The following is a 15,092-nucleotide window of genomic DNA, read 5'->3' as shown; positions in this document are numbered from 1 at the left end:
GATTCCAAGGCCGACTTTCCTGCAAGCAACGGAGGCTTAAAAACGCCATGTCCGCAACCATCCGGGATGCCGTCTACCGCGCCATCGATGATATCAACGAATTGCGGCCGCCGGAAAAGCGGATTGCGAAAACCGCGGAAGCGTCGCTCTTCAGCCGTTCCGGGCCGCTCGATTCGCTGGGCTTGTTGAATTTCATCGTCTCCTTGGAAGGCGCCATTGAGGATCTGTTAGGAGTGGAACTGATCCTTTCAGACAAGAAGTTCAATATTAACAGCTTCAATCCCTTTGCGACAGTATCGTCGCTGCTCGATTATCTGAAAAGCCAACTCGGCGAGCCGACGCCATGAGCCGGGACGACCTCCGCGGCGTTCTGCTTTCGGACTTCAATCTGCAAAATCTGGCCGATCTGCTCTCTCACGACACCGCCCCGCCCCGGCTGACCGTCATGGCGGCGCCGTACGGCCAGTTGGCGCAGGTCATCCTGGACGATCAGTGGTCGGGCTGGGCCGACCGGCCCGATTTTGCCTTGGTCTGGACCCGCCCGACCGGAGCGATTCCTTCCGTCGCCCGGTTGCTGGATTATGAGCATGTCCCCGGCGACACTTTGTCGGCGGAACTCGACGCCTACGCGGACCTGATCGAACGATTGGCCGCGCGGGTCAAATGGGTTTTTGTCCCGACCTGGACGCTGCCCCCTTCCTACCGCGGCACCGGGTTGCTCGATTACGAACCGCGGCAAGGCGCCCGTTATTGGTTGGATCGCCTGAACGCCCGGCTGAGCGAGCGGCTGGCCGCGCGGAAAAACATCTTCTTGCTGCCGGCGGCTCGCTGGTTGCAAGCCGTCGGCGCCAAGGCCTATAGCCCGAAGCATTGGTACCTGGGCAAGATCGAGTTCGGCACCGAGGTTTTCAAGGAAGCCGCGCAGGATCTCAAGGCGGCATTGAACGCCCTGCTCGGCCTGGCGCGTAAATTGGTGATCATCGATCTGGACGACACCCTTTGGGGCGGCATCGTCGGCGACGTCGGCTGGGAAAACCTGGCGTTGGGCGGACACGATCCGGTCGGCGAGGCCTTTGTCGATTTTCAACGCGCCCTGAAGGCGCTCACCAACCGCGGCGTCCTGCTGGGCATCGTCAGTAAAAACGAGGAGGCGATCGCCCTCGAAGCGATCCGGAACCATCCCGAAATGGTTCTGCGCCTCGACGATTTCGCGGGCTGGCGCATCAACTGGCGCGACAAGGCGCAAAACATCGGCGAATTGGCGGCGGAACTCAACCTCGGCCGGCAGTCGATCGTTTTCATCGACGACAACCCCGTCGAGCGCGCGCGGGTCCGCGAGGCGCTGCCGGAAGTGCTGGTGCCGGAATGGCCGGCCGACAAGCTTTTTTATCAGAGCGCCCTGCAAAGTCTGCGTTGCTTCGATTCACCGGCGATCAGCGACGAGGATCGCGACCGCGCCCGGATGTACCTCGCCGAACGCCAGCGGCGGCAGGTGCAGGAAGAAATCGGCTCGTTGGACGACTGGCTGCGGACGCTGGGAATTCAGGTGATCGCCGAACCGCTCGGCGACGCCGATCTGACGCGCACGGTGCAGCTTTTCAACAAGACCAATCAAATGAACCTTTCCACCCGGCGGCTGTCCGAAGGGGAGCTGGCCGCGTGGGCCGCCCAGCCGGCTCATCGGTTGTTTACCTTCCGCGTGCGGGACAAATTCGGCGACTCCGGATTGACCGGCATCGCCTCCCTGGCGATCGAGGGCGATACCGGCCGGATCGTCGATTTCATCCTGAGTTGCCGGGTGATGGGCCGAAAAATCGAGGAAGTCATGCTGCACGTGCTCGCCGATTACGGCCGGAAAATCGGCCGGCAACGGCTCGTCGCCGAGTATCGGGAAACCGCGAAGAACAAACCGTGCCTCGAATTTTTCCGGCAACGTTCGGGATTCGCCGCCGAAACCGACGCCGTTTTCGTCTTCCCGCTGGCCGGTGAATATCCGCTGCCGCCGGGCATCGAATTGATCGTCAAGGATCCGGTCGCATGAAAACCGTCGACTTTTTCGGCGAAACCGCCGCGTTCCATCACCTCGGTCTGGCCGTGACGTCCATCGCGGCGGCGCATCCCGACCTCGATCCGGTCTATGATCCCGAACAAAAAGTGCGGATCGCCTTCATTCGCGCCAACGGAATGACGATCGAGTTGCTCGAACCGGTCGGCGAGGATTCGCCGGTGCTGGCGAGCCTGCGCAAGGACGCCCGGTTGTTGCACCTGTGCTACGAGGTGGAGAACCTGCCCACGGCGCTGGCCGCCGGCCGGCGCAACGGTTTTCATCCGCTGGTCGCGCCGGTGCCGGCGACGGCGTTCGGCGGGCGGAAAATCGCCTGGGTGTTCAGCCCGGTGTACGGTTTGTTCGAGCTGTTGGAAAAGGAATGATGAACCGCCCGGCGGTCGGGCCTACAGAATTTCCAACAATCCCTTGTCCACCCACTGCCGCAGGTAATCGATGACGAGGGTTGCCGACAGTCCCAGCTTCCGCGCCAGCAATTCGCCGGCTTGCCATTGGTTCATGACGATCGGAATCAGGTCCATCAGCCGCCGCAAACGGATGATCTCCTCCTTGGGAACGTCCGCAAACGCCGCCTGCCCCGGATCGATGTACAGGTTGTACTCCGGGTGGCTGGCGCAATAGCTGCCCCGAAAAAGTTTGCGCACCCAGAACAGCTCTTCGAGCTTTTCCATCGCCCGCAACGCGATCTGCGCCGACGCCTCGATGCGGTCCGGATCGATGATGCTCATGTCGTCGCGGTCGGAGTGGTATTCGGGATACGGATAGCGCGACAACTGCGGCATGGGAACGCCGTGCGCTTCCCAGTTGGCCTCGTCGTTGCCCACCGATTCGCGAAACGGCACCGCCCGGAATTCCTCACCCGCCTCGCGCAAGGCGGCCTCCATCGCCCAATCCATCGCCGTGTCGCCCTGGAAGGACCGCTGCAGGCAGTGCGGCGTCCGGCTGCCGAGCATCTCCAGAAACAGGCCGAGGAGCAGGCGATCGCGGTCGCCCGACAGCGCCAGTTGGTTCAGGTAGTATTCGGAACCGAGAATTTCCTGGACGACGACCAGCCGGTAGGTGAAACGGCGCGGTTTTGCCGCCAGCAATTGCATCAGGCGGACGCCGGCCATCACCCCGGCCAGATCGTCGTTGGCGGCGGCGGGGTGATCCAGGTGCGCCACGAACACGATCGTTTCCTCGCGCCGGCCGGGCAACACCGCCTCGGCGACCTTCAGCGTTCCGTCGTATTCCTTGGTGCGGATGCGGACCTCATATTCGCCAGGCGCCAGGGAATCGTAGAAGGTCTTGGGCACACAGAATCCCCAGGTGCGATCCCACGGGCGATACATCTGGCGAAAATGGAACGGAATCCAATCGTCGTGGCGGTGATCGTAATGCAAATGTTCGCGCAGGACCTCGCGCGTCACCGTGCCCTGAAACGGCAGGGACAACGCGATCACCTGGTTGGGATGCCGGGACGCGTCGTACAGGCACTTGCCGTCGCGGTAGATGGCGGCCTCGTCCAGGATCCAACCGGGCGGGATGCGCCAATGGTTGACCGGGTTTTCGTTGGTGAACTGCAGCAGCCGGAAATTGAGGTGCCGGCGCAGCAGCGTCAGCGCCTGATCGTAATCGGGGGCGACGAAATACCGGCGCAGGGGCGCGATCTCGCACATCGTTTGCCACAAATCATTCGGAAACATGGCTTTTCGGGTCCTCGCTGAGCAAACCGACCAGAAAGGCGTCGGGTTGGGTATCACGGATCACCAGGTTGTCTTGCTTGAAATGAACGCGAACCGGTCGTTGCAGGAAAAAACAGGCGTCGCGCGCCAGACAGTCCAGGCCCTCGCGGTGCACCGTCGCGGCTTCGATGACCTGAATCTCACCGCGTTCGGTCGCGTCGATCCGCAGCAACCCCCGGTCGCGCAAGTAGGTTTCAAACGGATGCAAATCGATTTCGATGTTCATCCCGAGATAGCGAACGAAGGCGTACCACGGGCCGGGGATTTCCCGCCCGCCGCGATAGACCGGCGCTTCGAAAACCTTGTTGAACGCGTGATTGACGCCGTAAAGCTGTTCCAGGTGATGCGCGTAAGTCAGCGCGTCGCCCAGGGTCGCCCCGAGAAAGGCGAAGAGCGCGCCCCGCGGCGCCAACCGCGCGAAAGCCGAGCATTCGCCGTAGGCGCTATGGCCCGTGGCGCCGCAAATCGCCTCGGCGGCGGGGCCCAGCGCGGTGAGCGAAAAAAGCGGGTGCAGCGAGCGACAGGCGCCGGGTTTGCGGCGGATGTGTTCGCTGAAATTACAGACCTGGCTCGGCGATTCCTCATAAACGAACGGCCGGTTGTATCGCGCGTAATCGTAGAAAAATGTCGGCACGACCAGTGTGCCGGCCGGGCCGACCGCCGCGCGGATCGATTCGTAAACCCAATCGAGCCAGAGATCCTGTCGTTCGCGCGGGGACAGCCGGCGCAAGATTTGCCGCTCCAGGTCGGGCATCGGCAGCCGGGTCAGGTCGGTCGCCGTGTAGACGGTCGCCCCCGCCGTCACGCCGAGCGCGCGTAAGCGGCGCGTCAGCCGGTCGTCCCGCGCGGCCAATTCATGGGGATGAATCACTCGCTTTTCCTTTCCGTCGCGGTTTCAATGTACCGATATCGTTTCGGCCAGACAAGGCGGCGACCGCAACGCGGACGTTGACGCCGCCGGCGCCCTCGCCTAGCATTTCGTTTCTCCGGCGGCCACGAAAAGGCGCCTGGCCGAAGCCGGCTTAACCCAGGGATTTTCCCGGAGGCAAGTTTGACGACCGTTGCCGACAAAGCCAAACCGGACATGAGCCGCGACCACGATCTGGACTGGATCAAGGGCATCGCCTGTATTTTTATGTTGATTCTGCACGCGGTGGTTATGGTCGGCCTGCCGCCGACGCACCGGCTCTGGACGGTGCAATTCACCGTCATCCACCAGTTCTACGCGTGGTTTTTCATGGCCTCGGGCATGAACGTGGCGCGGGCCGCCGAACGCGACCTCCTGAAAAAGGATTGGCGGCGAACCTCGGCCGTCTACCTGCTGACCGCTGTAGCCCTGTTCGTGCTGGGCGTCGCCTATTCGATCAACCGCCGCACACTCGGCGAAATGGAACTCTTTCAGGGCGTCGCCGCCTGCACCGCCGTTTCCTACATCGTCCTGCGCCGCCGCTGGCCGAGTTGGGCGCTGCTGGTGATTTCCATTCTGCTGTTCGGTGTTTCGATCGATTACGGTTATAAGTATTACGGTTACCTGGCGCAGCCGATGGTCGACCGGATCATCAACGATACGTTGACCTGGCCGTTATGGGAGCGTTTTCTCTTCGTGCATTTTTCGTTGCTGCCGTGGGTCGGGTGGTTTCTGATCGGCGCGGTGGTGATGCGCCTGGCCGGGACGAAAAGCGAAAAGTGGCTGATCGCGCTGTTCGTCGCCTTCCTCGCCGCTTCCTTCTATGCGCCCTGGTACGTGCCGCGGACGCGGGTGGATTTCTTCTTCCGCGCCAAGATCGACTTTCTCTTCTGGTCGTCGGGCGTCGCCGGATTGTCCATCCTCGCGGCGCGCCATTGGTACAGAAGCGTCCGGCCGCTCAACCAGGCCATCGAGTTCATCGGCCGCGAATCGTTTCTGATTTTCATCCTGCAATGGTTCACCGCCGACGGCCTCGGCGACCCGCTGAAGCTGATCGGCCAGGCGACCGGCCGCGACACCTGGATGATCTTCCCCGTGCTGCAGATCGCGACCGTCTACATCACCTACCGGCTGACCCGCTATTTCGCGGCCCGGCGCGACCGGACGATCACCCAGCCCGGCTACTTGCGTTTCTGGGGCCTGCTGACCGTCATCTTCACGTTCCTTTCGGGCGTGCTCTATTACCGGCGTCCGGCGTTGAGCTACCTGTTGTCGTTTCCGTTGATCGTCGGCGTCGGCATGCTGTTTCCGGCGGTCCGTCTGGTGATCCGCAATGTGTTCGGACCGCGAAAAAAGCAGCCGGCCGTCGCCGCCCCGGCCGCTCCCGGAGGTGATTCATGAGCCAAAACGCGTCGCCCAAACCGTTGGCCGGCTTGAAGGTGCTCGAACTGACCCGCCTGCTGCCGGGGCCCTTCGCCACGCGTCTACTCGCGGATCTGGGCGCCGAGGTCATCAAGGTCGAGGACCCGGCCGGCGGCGATTACCTGCGCCATCCGCCGCCCCGGATCGGCACGGTCAGCGCCCACTTCCTCGCCAACAACACGGGCAAGCGCTCGATCGCCCTGGATCTGAAAAACGAAGCGGGCCGCGAGGTGCTGCGGCGGTTGCTGGCTCAATACGACATTCTCGTCGAGAGTTTTCGGCCCGGCGTCATGACGCGCCTCGGGATCGACTACGAGCAACTGAAAACGGTCCAACCGCGATTGATCTACGCTTCGCTGACGGGCTACGGGCAGAACGGTCCGTATCGCGATCGCGCCGGCCACGATTTGAATTATCTATCGCTGGCGGGCGCCGCCGGTTTGACCGGGGCGGACGACGGCACGCCGGTGGTTTCGGGTATGCAGGTCGCCGATCTTTCCGGCGCGCTGTATCTGGCGATCGCCATTCTGTCGGCGGTTTATCGCCGCGAGCATACGGGGCAAGGTTGTCAGGTGGATCTGGCGATGGCCGACACGTCGCTGGCCTTGCTTGCCCTGCCCTTCGCCGAATACATCGGCCACAATCGCCTGCCCGGCCCGGCCCGGATGATCGTCAACGGGAAATTCGTCTGCTACCGCATTTACCGCACCCGCGACGGACGGTTCATGTCGCTGGCGGCGTTGGAACCGAAGTTCTGGGTGGCCTTTTGCCGGGCCGTGGAAAAGCCGCACCTCTGCGACGAGGCGTACACGCGCGCCAAACCCGGCAATCCGGTATTCGACGAATTGGTGGCTTTGTTCGCGTCGAAAGATCAGGCCGAGTGGGTGGCCGCGCTGGAAAACGCCGATTGCTGTTGCGAGCCGGTGCTGACGCTGGCCGAGGCGGCCGCGCATCCGCAATTCGCCGCCCGGCGGGGTTTTCGCCGGATCGACGATCCGGTGCAGGGATCCTACACCCAGTTGAATCAGCCGATTCGCTTCACTCCGCCGGTCGACGATTCGACCACGCCCTCGCCGGCACTGGGCGAACACACCTTGATGGTTTTGCGCGAAGCCGGAATGGACGAACCGGAAATCGAGGCTTTAGCTGCCCGCGGTGCGTTCGGTGATATTCCACCGCAATAACCGGTTTATTTTGCCGGCTTCACGTATTTCGCCGGATCGGCGTCGAACTGCGGTTTGCAGGCGGGGCAGCAAAAGTAATAGTGCTTGCCCTGGTATTCCGAATGCGCGCTTTGCGCCGAAATCGTGAACGTGTCGCCGGTCACCGGACAAGTCGCCTTCGTGCCAACCGCTTGCGGCGAATCGAACGCCGTCGGGGCCTTATCGCCCAAGTAGACCGATTGTTCCGCCGCCATGGCAATAGTGGCCGCCGTCAGACCGAGCAACGCGGCCAAGGCAACCAAAAAAATCTTGTTCATCTGTTTGCACTCCTCGTCGATTTCTGACCGGAATATAATCATTCCCGCGAACGGCGCCAGTTTTCGCCAGCGATCGGCGCCGAAAACCCCTGGCCTGGACCGGCCAACCAAGGAGAATCACTTGACAGTTACCGCCCTTTTGCTTCGCGCTTGCCTTGACACTTCAGGCCAAACCTACCTATAGTGCTTCGATTGTTAATTATCCATTAAAGGCGCGGCGGGAGTATCGATGCCACCATCTCGTATATCCATGGCCATCTGGTTGACTGTGATGATTCTTATTAGTGGCTCGGCGGCGTTCGCCGACGGGATGACAAGCCTGATGGGTTGGCCTTATGGGTCCGATTTCGGCCCGGGGTTGAATTACGCCACCCAATCGGCGGCCAGCACCGACACGATTCCCCGCCGGATCAGCAACATCGTTTACCCGGTAATCGGTCTGCCCGCGCTGGTCGAACCGGAAAGCGAATTGACGGTGATCGTCTACTTCGCGGAAAACGAAGCTTATCTCGACCCCGACGAATGGCAATTGCAGATCAGCACCGGCTTTAAAAATCCCGACGATTCGTTCGCCCGCATCGGGGACCGGGTGGTGCAAAGCTACGAACTGGCGTTGGAGGCCATTGCCTTCGACGACGCCACCAGCACGTACCACATTTCCTGCCGTATCCCCGCAACGGCGCCGCGGGATCTCTACACCATCGTTGTTTCGACCGACCTGTTCTGGGATTTCCAACCGGCCGCCGTGCGGATTCAGGATGAAATCGGCGACTCTTTTTCCTTCGTGCATTTCACCGACGCCCAGCCTACCGATATCCGCACCATAGGCGATGACAACGAATGGAACGCCCATGATTATCCGGGCTCCGGACTCGGCGAGCGCGGCTATGCCATCTTCACCAACGAGATTAAAAACGAGTTGCCGCTTTTACAGCCGGCCTTCGCGGTGTTCACCGGCGACATGGTCTACAATGCCGCTCTGGTCGCGGAAAACGACGAGTCCTACCGCATCATCCAGGACACCCAGGTGCCGCTGTTTCTGACCAACGGCAATCACGACGGCTACGCGCGCTTCAACGGCCCCGATGTCCGGCAGGACGGCCTGGAGTTTTTCAATCGTTTTTACGGGCCGAACTATTACAGTTTCGACGTCGGTTCGGTGCATTTCGTCGTGCTCAACAGCTATGACGGCGACCCCGCCCGCCGGCACGCCGGCCAGTTGGTCGTCGCCACCCCGGTCGACAACTGGGGCGGCTTCCTCAGCGAAAAACAACTCGCCTGGGTCGAAGCGGATCTGGCCGACGCCCAAAGCCGCGGGCAGACCAGCCTGCTGTTCATGCACCACGATCCGCGCGGCCCGTACACCGCCGACCAGCCCTACCCGACCAGCCCGATTGCCGGCGACGGCGAGGAGTACTGGAACTACGAATCCAGCGAGTGGGATTCCGATCCCACCGACGATATTCACAACGAAACGCCCGCCGACAACACCGGCACCCGGTTGCTGGCGCTGGCCTTGACGCACGGCGTGACGCACCTGTTCATCGGCCACAATCATTTCGACGGCATCTGGGAATTCCAAGCCGGCGATCCGCTGACCGATCGTTTCGGCGACGCGGTCGGCGGTCTTTCGGCCCTGCAGCCCTTCACCGTCGTGCAAACCACCGCCTGCGCCGGCAACGCGCGCGGCACCGGCGGCGATCTGGAATACAACGGCTATCGTTGGGTCCAGGTGGAAAACGGCAACATTGTTTCACTGGAATTCAATGCCGCAGCGAACGTGCAAAGCATTCCGGCGGGCAATTTTTGGCTCGAGGATTTCAACAACGACGGCCGTTACACGCACGCCCAGGTCGTCATCACCAACGCCCTGCCCGACGATCTGGGAGTCGCGGTCGAGTTCTACCTGGCCGGCATCGCCAACGGTTACCAGATCCTCGACGAACGGACGCAACTGCCGCTCAGCTTCACCGATCTGGGCCTGGGCCAGAACGGCGAGTTGGTGGTTTACGCCCGCGCCACCGCGAAAGGCACGGGAGCCAAACCGGCCGACTTCCCGCCCGCGCCGGGTCAGGAAGCCAAGACCATGCTCACCTCGCGGCCGCACCCGACGAACCAGCAGCCGATCGTTTCCTTCACCATGGCACCGACGAACGAGGAATTCACCTACACCTTCGACGCCGCGGATTCCGTCGATCCGGAAGGCGGCGAATTGCTGTATTTCTGGGATTTCGGCGACGGTCGCCTGGGCACCGGCCAGACCATCTCCCACCATTACATCGTCGGCGGCCCCAACCTGATCACCCTGACGGTCGTCGATCCGTTCGGCGGGATGGCCGCGACGCAATCCCTGCTCGAACTGGCGGATTGCTGCCCGGACCGCGACCACGATACGGACGAGGATCTCTGCGGCGAATGCGGCATGACGGGCGGGACGCCGGATTACCTGGGCTTTGCCTCGTTGTTGGCGGTGGCGGCGTTCGTCTTCGCGCTCCGCTCGGGCGCTCGCAAAAGGAGTTGAAAGGATGAAACGGTCGGCCGTTCTTGCCTTGGTGTTTCTAGTCGGCGTCGCCTCTTTCGCCTGGGCCATCGACGCGCAAAACCAACCGCCGGCGATCGGTTCGCACAATCTCCTCGGCTTGTACACCACGACCACTCTCGACCATACGCAGTTCACCTTGGGCATGGTCGGCAATTACCTGGCCGGCCCGGTTCGCTTCGAAATGAAACGTAGCGGCGACGAATTCGACGCCGTGGATACGCTGATCGCCGGTCATTTCTATGGCGTCGTCGGGTTGTTCAAACGCGTCGACCTGATGGCGGCGGCCTCCTACGTGCAGGTATCCGGCAAGGATCTGGATCAAATCAACGTGCCCGGCCTGTCGGAAACCTCGCAGACCGCCGGCGGTTCGCTGGGCGATGCGCGGCTCGGCGCGAAATTCAATATTCTGCCCAACAAACCGGGTTGGGTAGGCTTGGGCCTGAACGTCATGGCGAGCCTCCCGACCGGCGACGCCGATCTTTACGCGGGCAATGACGCCATGACCATGAGCGGCGCGTTGCTGCTCGACAAGCAATTCGGGCGCGTCAATCTGGCGCTGAACGCCGGCTATAAATACCTCGGCGATCCGAGCGGCCTGGAACCGCAAGGTCAATTGTTCGGCGGCGCCGGAGCCGACGTCATTCTCGCCAAATGGGTCGGCCTGACCGGCGAGGTGGTCGGCCGGACGCTCGATTACGGCATCGATGAAATCGATCCCGCCACGCCGCTCGAAGGGCTGATCGGCATCCGTTTCTATACCCAAATGGGTTTGCAGTTCCTGGTCGCGGGCGGCGCGGGCTTTACCGACGGCATCGGCAGCCCGTTGTATCGCGGCATGGCCGGCATTTCCTACACCTACCCCGCCCTGGTTTACGGCAATCTCCCGGCCAAAAAGGCGGCTTACGTGGCGCCGGTCGAATCGCCCGACGCCGATAACGATCGCGACGGGTTGACGAACGTCTACGAACAAAAAGAATCGAAGACCGATCCCGCCAACCCGGACACCGACGGCGACGGCCTCACCGACGGTGAAGAGGTCAACAAATACCACACCGATCCGCTCAAAGCCGACACCGACGGCGACGGGCTTTCCGACGGGCAGGAAGTGCGCGTTTACAGCACCAACCCGAGCAATCCGGATACCGACGGCGACGGTCTCACCGACGGGCAGGAAGTGAACGAACTGCGCACCAACCCGCTGGACGCCGATACCGATCACGACGGCCTCGCCGACAATAAAGATGCCTGCCCACTCGAACCGGAAACGAAAAACGGTTTCATGGACGACGACGGCTGCCCGGAAGTCGTGCTGGCGCGCAAGGCGAGCGGCGTCGTGATGTTCGAAAACCAGATCGTCCTGCCGACGCCCCTGACCTTCGGCGGCGAGAGCAGTTCGGCCCTCTCCAAAGCCGACCGCGCCTTGCTCGGCGACGTGATCAATATCCTCAACGAATTTCCGAAGGTGAACGTCCAGATCGAAGGGCACATCGCCGCCGGCCAGGCCAATGCCGCGACGTTGAGCGAGGCCCGCGCCCAGGAAGTGCGCAATTACCTGATCCGCAAAGGCATCGCCGCCGTCCGCCTGACCGCCATCGGCCTGGGCGATCAGGTGCCGATCGCGCCGAACGACACCCCGGAAAACCGGGCGCGCAACACGCGCATCGATTTCGTCATCGTCGGCCGCTGATCCGCCTCCCGCAACGAAAAATGCCGCGGACGAAAATCCGCGGCATTTTTTTATCGGCCGGCGCGGCGGTTCGCCTTCTCCGGCGACCTCAGTCGCGCCGCCAAAAGCGCGGCACAGGGAACACCGCCGGCACCCGCCGGCGGTACGCGCGGTACTCGTCCTGGAACGTCGCCTCCAACCACGCTTCTTCTTCCCGAACGAGGAATCGCAGGCTCGCGTACATCAGCGGCGGCAGCAGCAGAAAAATCCAGGAGCCGACGAGCAGCAGAACGCCGGGAACGAGGAAGACGATCCAACTCGCGTAGATGGGGTGCCGGCACAATCCATAGACGCCGCTTGTAAACAACTTGTCGTGACCGAAACCACGATGGAGAACCCAAAGCGCCATCACGAGGAACGGGACGCCGACCAAGAGGAGAACGCATCCCACGATCAAAAGCGCCGGCCGCGGCACCAGATGAATCTCTAAAACGCCGGGCCATACCGCGTTGATAATGAACAGCGGGACCGCGCCGAGGGCGCAGCACAGCACCCACTTGGGACCAATGCCCCAACGATTGATCGGTGCCGGCTCGGCGTTCCGGTTCGTGGAAAGGTTCATTCCAGCCTTCGAGAAGGCCGCGCCACTCGGCCACGGCCTTTCGGGTGACAACCTGGCCTCATTGTCCGGCTGAAGTATCGAACAAACGCATTTGAAGATCAAATGTTCTTTATCGGCTGGCCGCCACCGGTCCCAATTCCTCGGCGTTGAGGTTGCCGTACCCGTCGTCGAACGCGCCCGCGGTCACGCGCACCGTGACCGTCGCCCGCGCGGCGACGCCGGCGAGCATCCCCACCAGGCGGTGCTGTTGCCGATTATAGGTCAGGACGACCGGCACCTCAGCCGCGCCGTTGACGGAAACCAGCGCGGTCGCCTCGCCGCCGCTGACGATCGCCGGATGCGAGCCGCCCGCCAGCACCGAGCGAATGCGCCGCGTCCCGATCGGGTCGTGCGGATAAGCCGCTTCCAAGCTGATCACGAGATCCGAGTCGACGACCGTCGCCGACAGATCGGTCAACTCGACGGTATAGGTGGGATGCATCATGAACGCCGAGGAGAACAATTGATAGGCTTTGATGCCGCCGGCGCCCTTCGCCCGGCCGTCGACCTTGAAGCGCAGCGGCCCGGTCGGATCGTCCCACATCGTTTCCCATTCGACCAAATATTGGAACTCGCGCGAATCGCGATGCTTCTCTTCTTTGTAACTGGGCGCCGGGAACAGACGCACCGCCATTTCCCAGCCCTTGTCGTCGTAAACCGTGCCGTTCGCCCGGCGCACGTCGCGCCATTGGCCGTCGATCTGCTGTTGCAACGTCACGGTCAGAAAATCGACACCCGGATGGCCGCCATACCACGAGAAGCGCACGGTATTGAAGCGATATTGATCGGCCTCGGGCTGAACGTTGATTTCGCCCAGCCGTTCGGAAGCCTCGGGCGCCACGGGCGCCAGGGCTTCATGATACAGCGAAGGTTGCGGATCGCCCTGGACGACCAGATCGTCGGCGGCCAGCCGGCCGGCCAGGTTGCCGACCGTTTTTTGCAGCCAGGGTCCGAAGCGCCAGCCGAACAACGTCCCCTGCATTTCGCCGCCGCCCTGCCACCAATCCCAATCCTGCAGAATGTAGAAAATGTAGTTCTGCGAATAGCCCAGGGTGTTGATGTTTTCGTACGGGATGCCGAGTTGGGCGGCCAGGCTGGTGCGGATATCGACCGCCAGATGGGAGGTGATTTCTCCCGGGGCGGTAAAGAACAGTTGATCGCCGATCTGGGCGACGGTGATCGGGGATTGCTGCAAATAATTGACCGCATCGTCCGCGATCGACCAATCGAGATTCAACAGGCAGCCCAGATAACCGTCGACCATTTTCGTTTCGGGCGTATCACAATCATTGATGCTGCCATGCTGATCCATGGGCAGCGTGGCGCATTCCATCGCGCCCCGCTGGTACTCGACGAATTCGCCGTCGCGATTGTAAAAACCGAATTCGCCGGGCAGGTAACCCAGTTCCTGCCGATCATAGCGATAGCGCTGGGTAATGACCTTCAACTCGGGCTGGTCGTCGGTGACGATCTCGCGCTGCACCTGGTCGACCACTTCGGCAACCTCGGCGCCGATCCATTCGACGATCTGCGCGCGGCGATGCCCGAGCGGGCTCCCCATCTGCGACACCACGTCGCCCGATGAGCCTTGGAGGTAAATGGCCGTCACCGGGTGGTCGTAGAGCTTTTCCACAGCTCGCTCGACGCCCTCGGGGGCATCGCCGGTCAGGTAGAAACTGCCGTAGCCGTAAACCACGCCGTGCATGGCCATGCCGATGAGCATCGCCATGGGTTCGCCTTCCTCATCCTCGATTCGGCCGACCCAGAGCCGATCCTCGCGGAAATCGCCGGGACCGTTGGCGCAGCGGCGGTCGCGCGTCACGAGGGACTGCGGGTCGAACGGTTCGCGATAGCCGAAACCGATCCGCGCCGGTTTTTGCGCGGCGATCGCCTGCTCGATGATCGCGGCGATCGAACCCGCGATCCGATCGACCATTTCCTGGTTGTAGGCATCCACGCCGACGAGGCCGAAAATATCCGGCACGAAGAAAAACCGCGCCGGGCCGGAATGCGTATGGGTGGCGGTGAGAATCAACGTACGGTCGAGGTCGACGCCGGTCGTCGCTTTCACCTGATTGACAACCTGGGTGCGCAAGCTTTCGGTCACGCCCATCATCGCCACCTTGGCGATCACCAGGCGCCGGTCGCCGCTTTGCAGCGAAACCGCCTTCACGCTGGGCCGGTCGTAATAGCCGATCGAGCCGCCCATCAGTTGATTGTAAGGCGATTGAAACCCGACGCGCGCCGCGAAGCCGCCGAGCGAAATACCGATCGGCACTTGCAGGTAACCGGAAGCCGCGCCGGCCTGCAGGCGGTCGCCGGATCCGGAATCGTCATCGGATTGGTTGTCGTCGTCGGCGGCGGCATCGTTGTCGTCATCCGACGCCTGCTGGTCATCGTCATCCGAGGAATCGTTTTCGGCGCACGCGACGAGAAACGAGAAAACGAGGAAGACGGACAAGAGAACGAATAAAATCCGGGCATGCCAAGCCAAGGCGACCTCCGCGTGAATATTCTTCAAGTTGTATCGCTCCGAGTCCGCCCCGTCCCGCACCTAATTGAATGCAAACCCATCATCTCGTCAACCTATAAATGCTTTTTAATAATAAAATGTTCCCTCCCGTT

Annotated in this window: 12 protein-coding genes; 7 read left to right on the top strand and 5 right to left on the bottom strand. The window is 62.1% G+C overall.

The window, feature by feature from the left end; all coding sequences use genetic code 11:
* Window positions 1–47 precede the first annotated feature (47 nt).
* Genes GX444_00865 through GX444_00855 form a run of 3 tightly spaced genes read left to right on the top strand, consistent with a single transcriptional unit; the run spans window position 48 to window position 2,430 of the window.
* Window positions 48–347, top strand: coding sequence for a hypothetical protein (locus GX444_00865; GenBank protein NLH47132.1), 300 nt, complete (start codon window positions 48–50; stop codon window positions 345–347).
* Window positions 344–2,041 (top strand): HAD-IIIC family phosphatase, encoded by a 1,698-nt coding sequence (locus tag GX444_00860; protein ID NLH47131.1) that lies wholly within the window; start codon window positions 344–346, stop codon window positions 2,039–2,041. The genes GX444_00865 and GX444_00860 overlap by 4 nt, the downstream gene beginning before the upstream one ends.
* Window positions 2,038–2,430, top strand: coding sequence for a hypothetical protein (locus GX444_00855; GenBank protein ID NLH47130.1), 393 nt, complete (start codon window positions 2,038–2,040; stop codon window positions 2,428–2,430). The genes GX444_00860 and GX444_00855 overlap by 4 nt, the downstream gene beginning before the upstream one ends.
* 21 nt (window positions 2,431–2,451) lie before the next feature.
* On the opposite strand, the gene GX444_00850 is transcribed toward GX444_00855, so the two are convergent.
* Together GX444_00850 and GX444_00845 are read right to left on the bottom strand one after the other, a co-directional pair.
* On the bottom strand, window positions 2,452–3,750 hold the full coding sequence (locus GX444_00850; GenBank protein ID NLH47129.1) for a DUF4910 domain-containing protein: 1,299 nt from the start codon (window positions 3,748–3,750) through the stop codon (window positions 2,452–2,454).
* The gene (locus GX444_00845; protein ID NLH47128.1) at window positions 3,737–4,660 is read right to left on the bottom strand and encodes an AAC(3) family N-acetyltransferase; all 924 of its coding nucleotides are present in this window, start codon (window positions 4,658–4,660) and stop codon (window positions 3,737–3,739) included. The genes GX444_00850 and GX444_00845 overlap by 14 nt, the downstream gene beginning before the upstream one ends.
* A 180-nt stretch (window positions 4,661–4,840) precedes the next feature.
* Here GX444_00845 and GX444_00840 point away from each other — a divergent pair, with 180 nt between their 5' ends.
* Both GX444_00840 and GX444_00835 read left to right on the top strand, forming a co-directional pair.
* A complete protein-coding gene (locus GX444_00840) occupies window positions 4,841–6,097 on the top strand; it encodes an acyltransferase (protein ID NLH47127.1) in 1,257 nt (418 codons plus the stop codon).
* A complete protein-coding gene (locus GX444_00835; protein NLH47126.1) occupies window positions 6,094–7,302 on the top strand; it encodes a CoA transferase in 1,209 nt (402 codons plus the stop codon). Before GX444_00840 ends, GX444_00835 begins: the two co-directional genes overlap by 4 nt.
* 5 nt (window positions 7,303–7,307) lie before the next feature.
* On the opposite strand, the gene GX444_00830 is transcribed toward GX444_00835, so the two are convergent.
* Entirely contained in the window at window positions 7,308–7,535 is a 228-nt protein-coding gene (locus GX444_00830) for a YHS domain-containing protein (GenBank protein ID NLH47125.1), read from the bottom strand.
* A gap of 334 nt (window positions 7,536–7,869) precedes the next feature.
* On the opposite strand from GX444_00830, the gene GX444_00825 reads away from it, so the two are divergent.
* Together GX444_00825 and GX444_00820 are read left to right on the top strand one after the other, a co-directional pair.
* The gene (locus GX444_00825; GenBank protein ID NLH47124.1) at window positions 7,870–10,119 is read left to right on the top strand and encodes a hypothetical protein; all 2,250 of its coding nucleotides are present in this window, start codon (window positions 7,870–7,872) and stop codon (window positions 10,117–10,119) included.
* A gap of 4 nt (window positions 10,120–10,123) precedes the next feature.
* On the top strand, window positions 10,124–11,827 hold the full coding sequence (locus GX444_00820) for an OmpA family protein (GenBank protein NLH47123.1): 1,704 nt from the start codon (window positions 10,124–10,126) through the stop codon (window positions 11,825–11,827).
* 88 nt (window positions 11,828–11,915) lie between these two features.
* Here the strand turns inward: GX444_00820 and GX444_00815 are convergent, their stop codons facing one another.
* Window positions 11,916–12,428, bottom strand: a complete 513-nt coding sequence (locus tag GX444_00815) for an isoprenylcysteine carboxylmethyltransferase family protein (protein NLH47122.1) — start codon at window positions 12,426–12,428, stop codon at window positions 11,916–11,918.
* 109 nt (window positions 12,429–12,537) lie between these two features.
* On the bottom strand, window positions 12,538–14,961 hold the full coding sequence (locus GX444_00810; GenBank protein ID NLH47121.1) for a hypothetical protein: 2,424 nt from the start codon (window positions 14,959–14,961) through the stop codon (window positions 12,538–12,540).
* Window positions 14,962–15,092 lie beyond the last annotated feature (131 nt).

It is taken from the genome of Myxococcales bacterium, from assembly GCA_012517325.1.
Classification (GTDB): domain Bacteria; phylum Lernaellota; class Lernaellaia; order Lernaellales; family Lernaellaceae; genus JAAYVF01.
The sequence above is the reverse complement of the archived record's forward strand: the minus strand, read 5'-3'. Positions and strand labels throughout refer to the sequence as shown.

What these genes read in the sequence shown, in the direction of transcription:
- GX444_00815 (NLH47122.1), bottom strand. Translation starts at nt 12,428, where the DNA reads ATGAACCTTTCCACGAACCGGAACGCCGAGCCGGCACCGATCAATCGT.
- GX444_00820 (NLH47123.1), top strand. Translation starts at nt 10,124, where the DNA reads ATGAAACGGTCGGCCGTTCTTGCCTTGGTGTTTCTAGTCGGCGTCGCC.
- GX444_00825 (NLH47124.1), top strand. Translation starts at nt 7,870, where the DNA reads ATGATTCTTATTAGTGGCTCGGCGGCGTTCGCCGACGGGATGACAAGC.
- GX444_00830 (NLH47125.1), bottom strand. Translation starts at nt 7,535, where the DNA reads ATGGCGGCGGAACAATCGGTCTACTTGGGCGATAAGGCCCCGACGGCG.
- GX444_00860 (NLH47131.1), top strand. Translation starts at nt 344, where the DNA reads ATGAGCCGGGACGACCTCCGCGGCGTTCTGCTTTCGGACTTCAATCTG.
- GX444_00865 (NLH47132.1), top strand. Translation starts at nt 48, where the DNA reads ATGTCCGCAACCATCCGGGATGCCGTCTACCGCGCCATCGATGATATC.
- GX444_00835 (NLH47126.1), top strand. Translation starts at nt 6,094, where the DNA reads ATGAGCCAAAACGCGTCGCCCAAACCGTTGGCCGGCTTGAAGGTGCTC.
- GX444_00855 (NLH47130.1), top strand. Translation starts at nt 2,038, where the DNA reads ATGAAAACCGTCGACTTTTTCGGCGAAACCGCCGCGTTCCATCACCTC.
- GX444_00850 (NLH47129.1), bottom strand. Translation starts at nt 3,750, where the DNA reads ATGTTTCCGAATGATTTGTGGCAAACGATGTGCGAGATCGCGCCCCTG.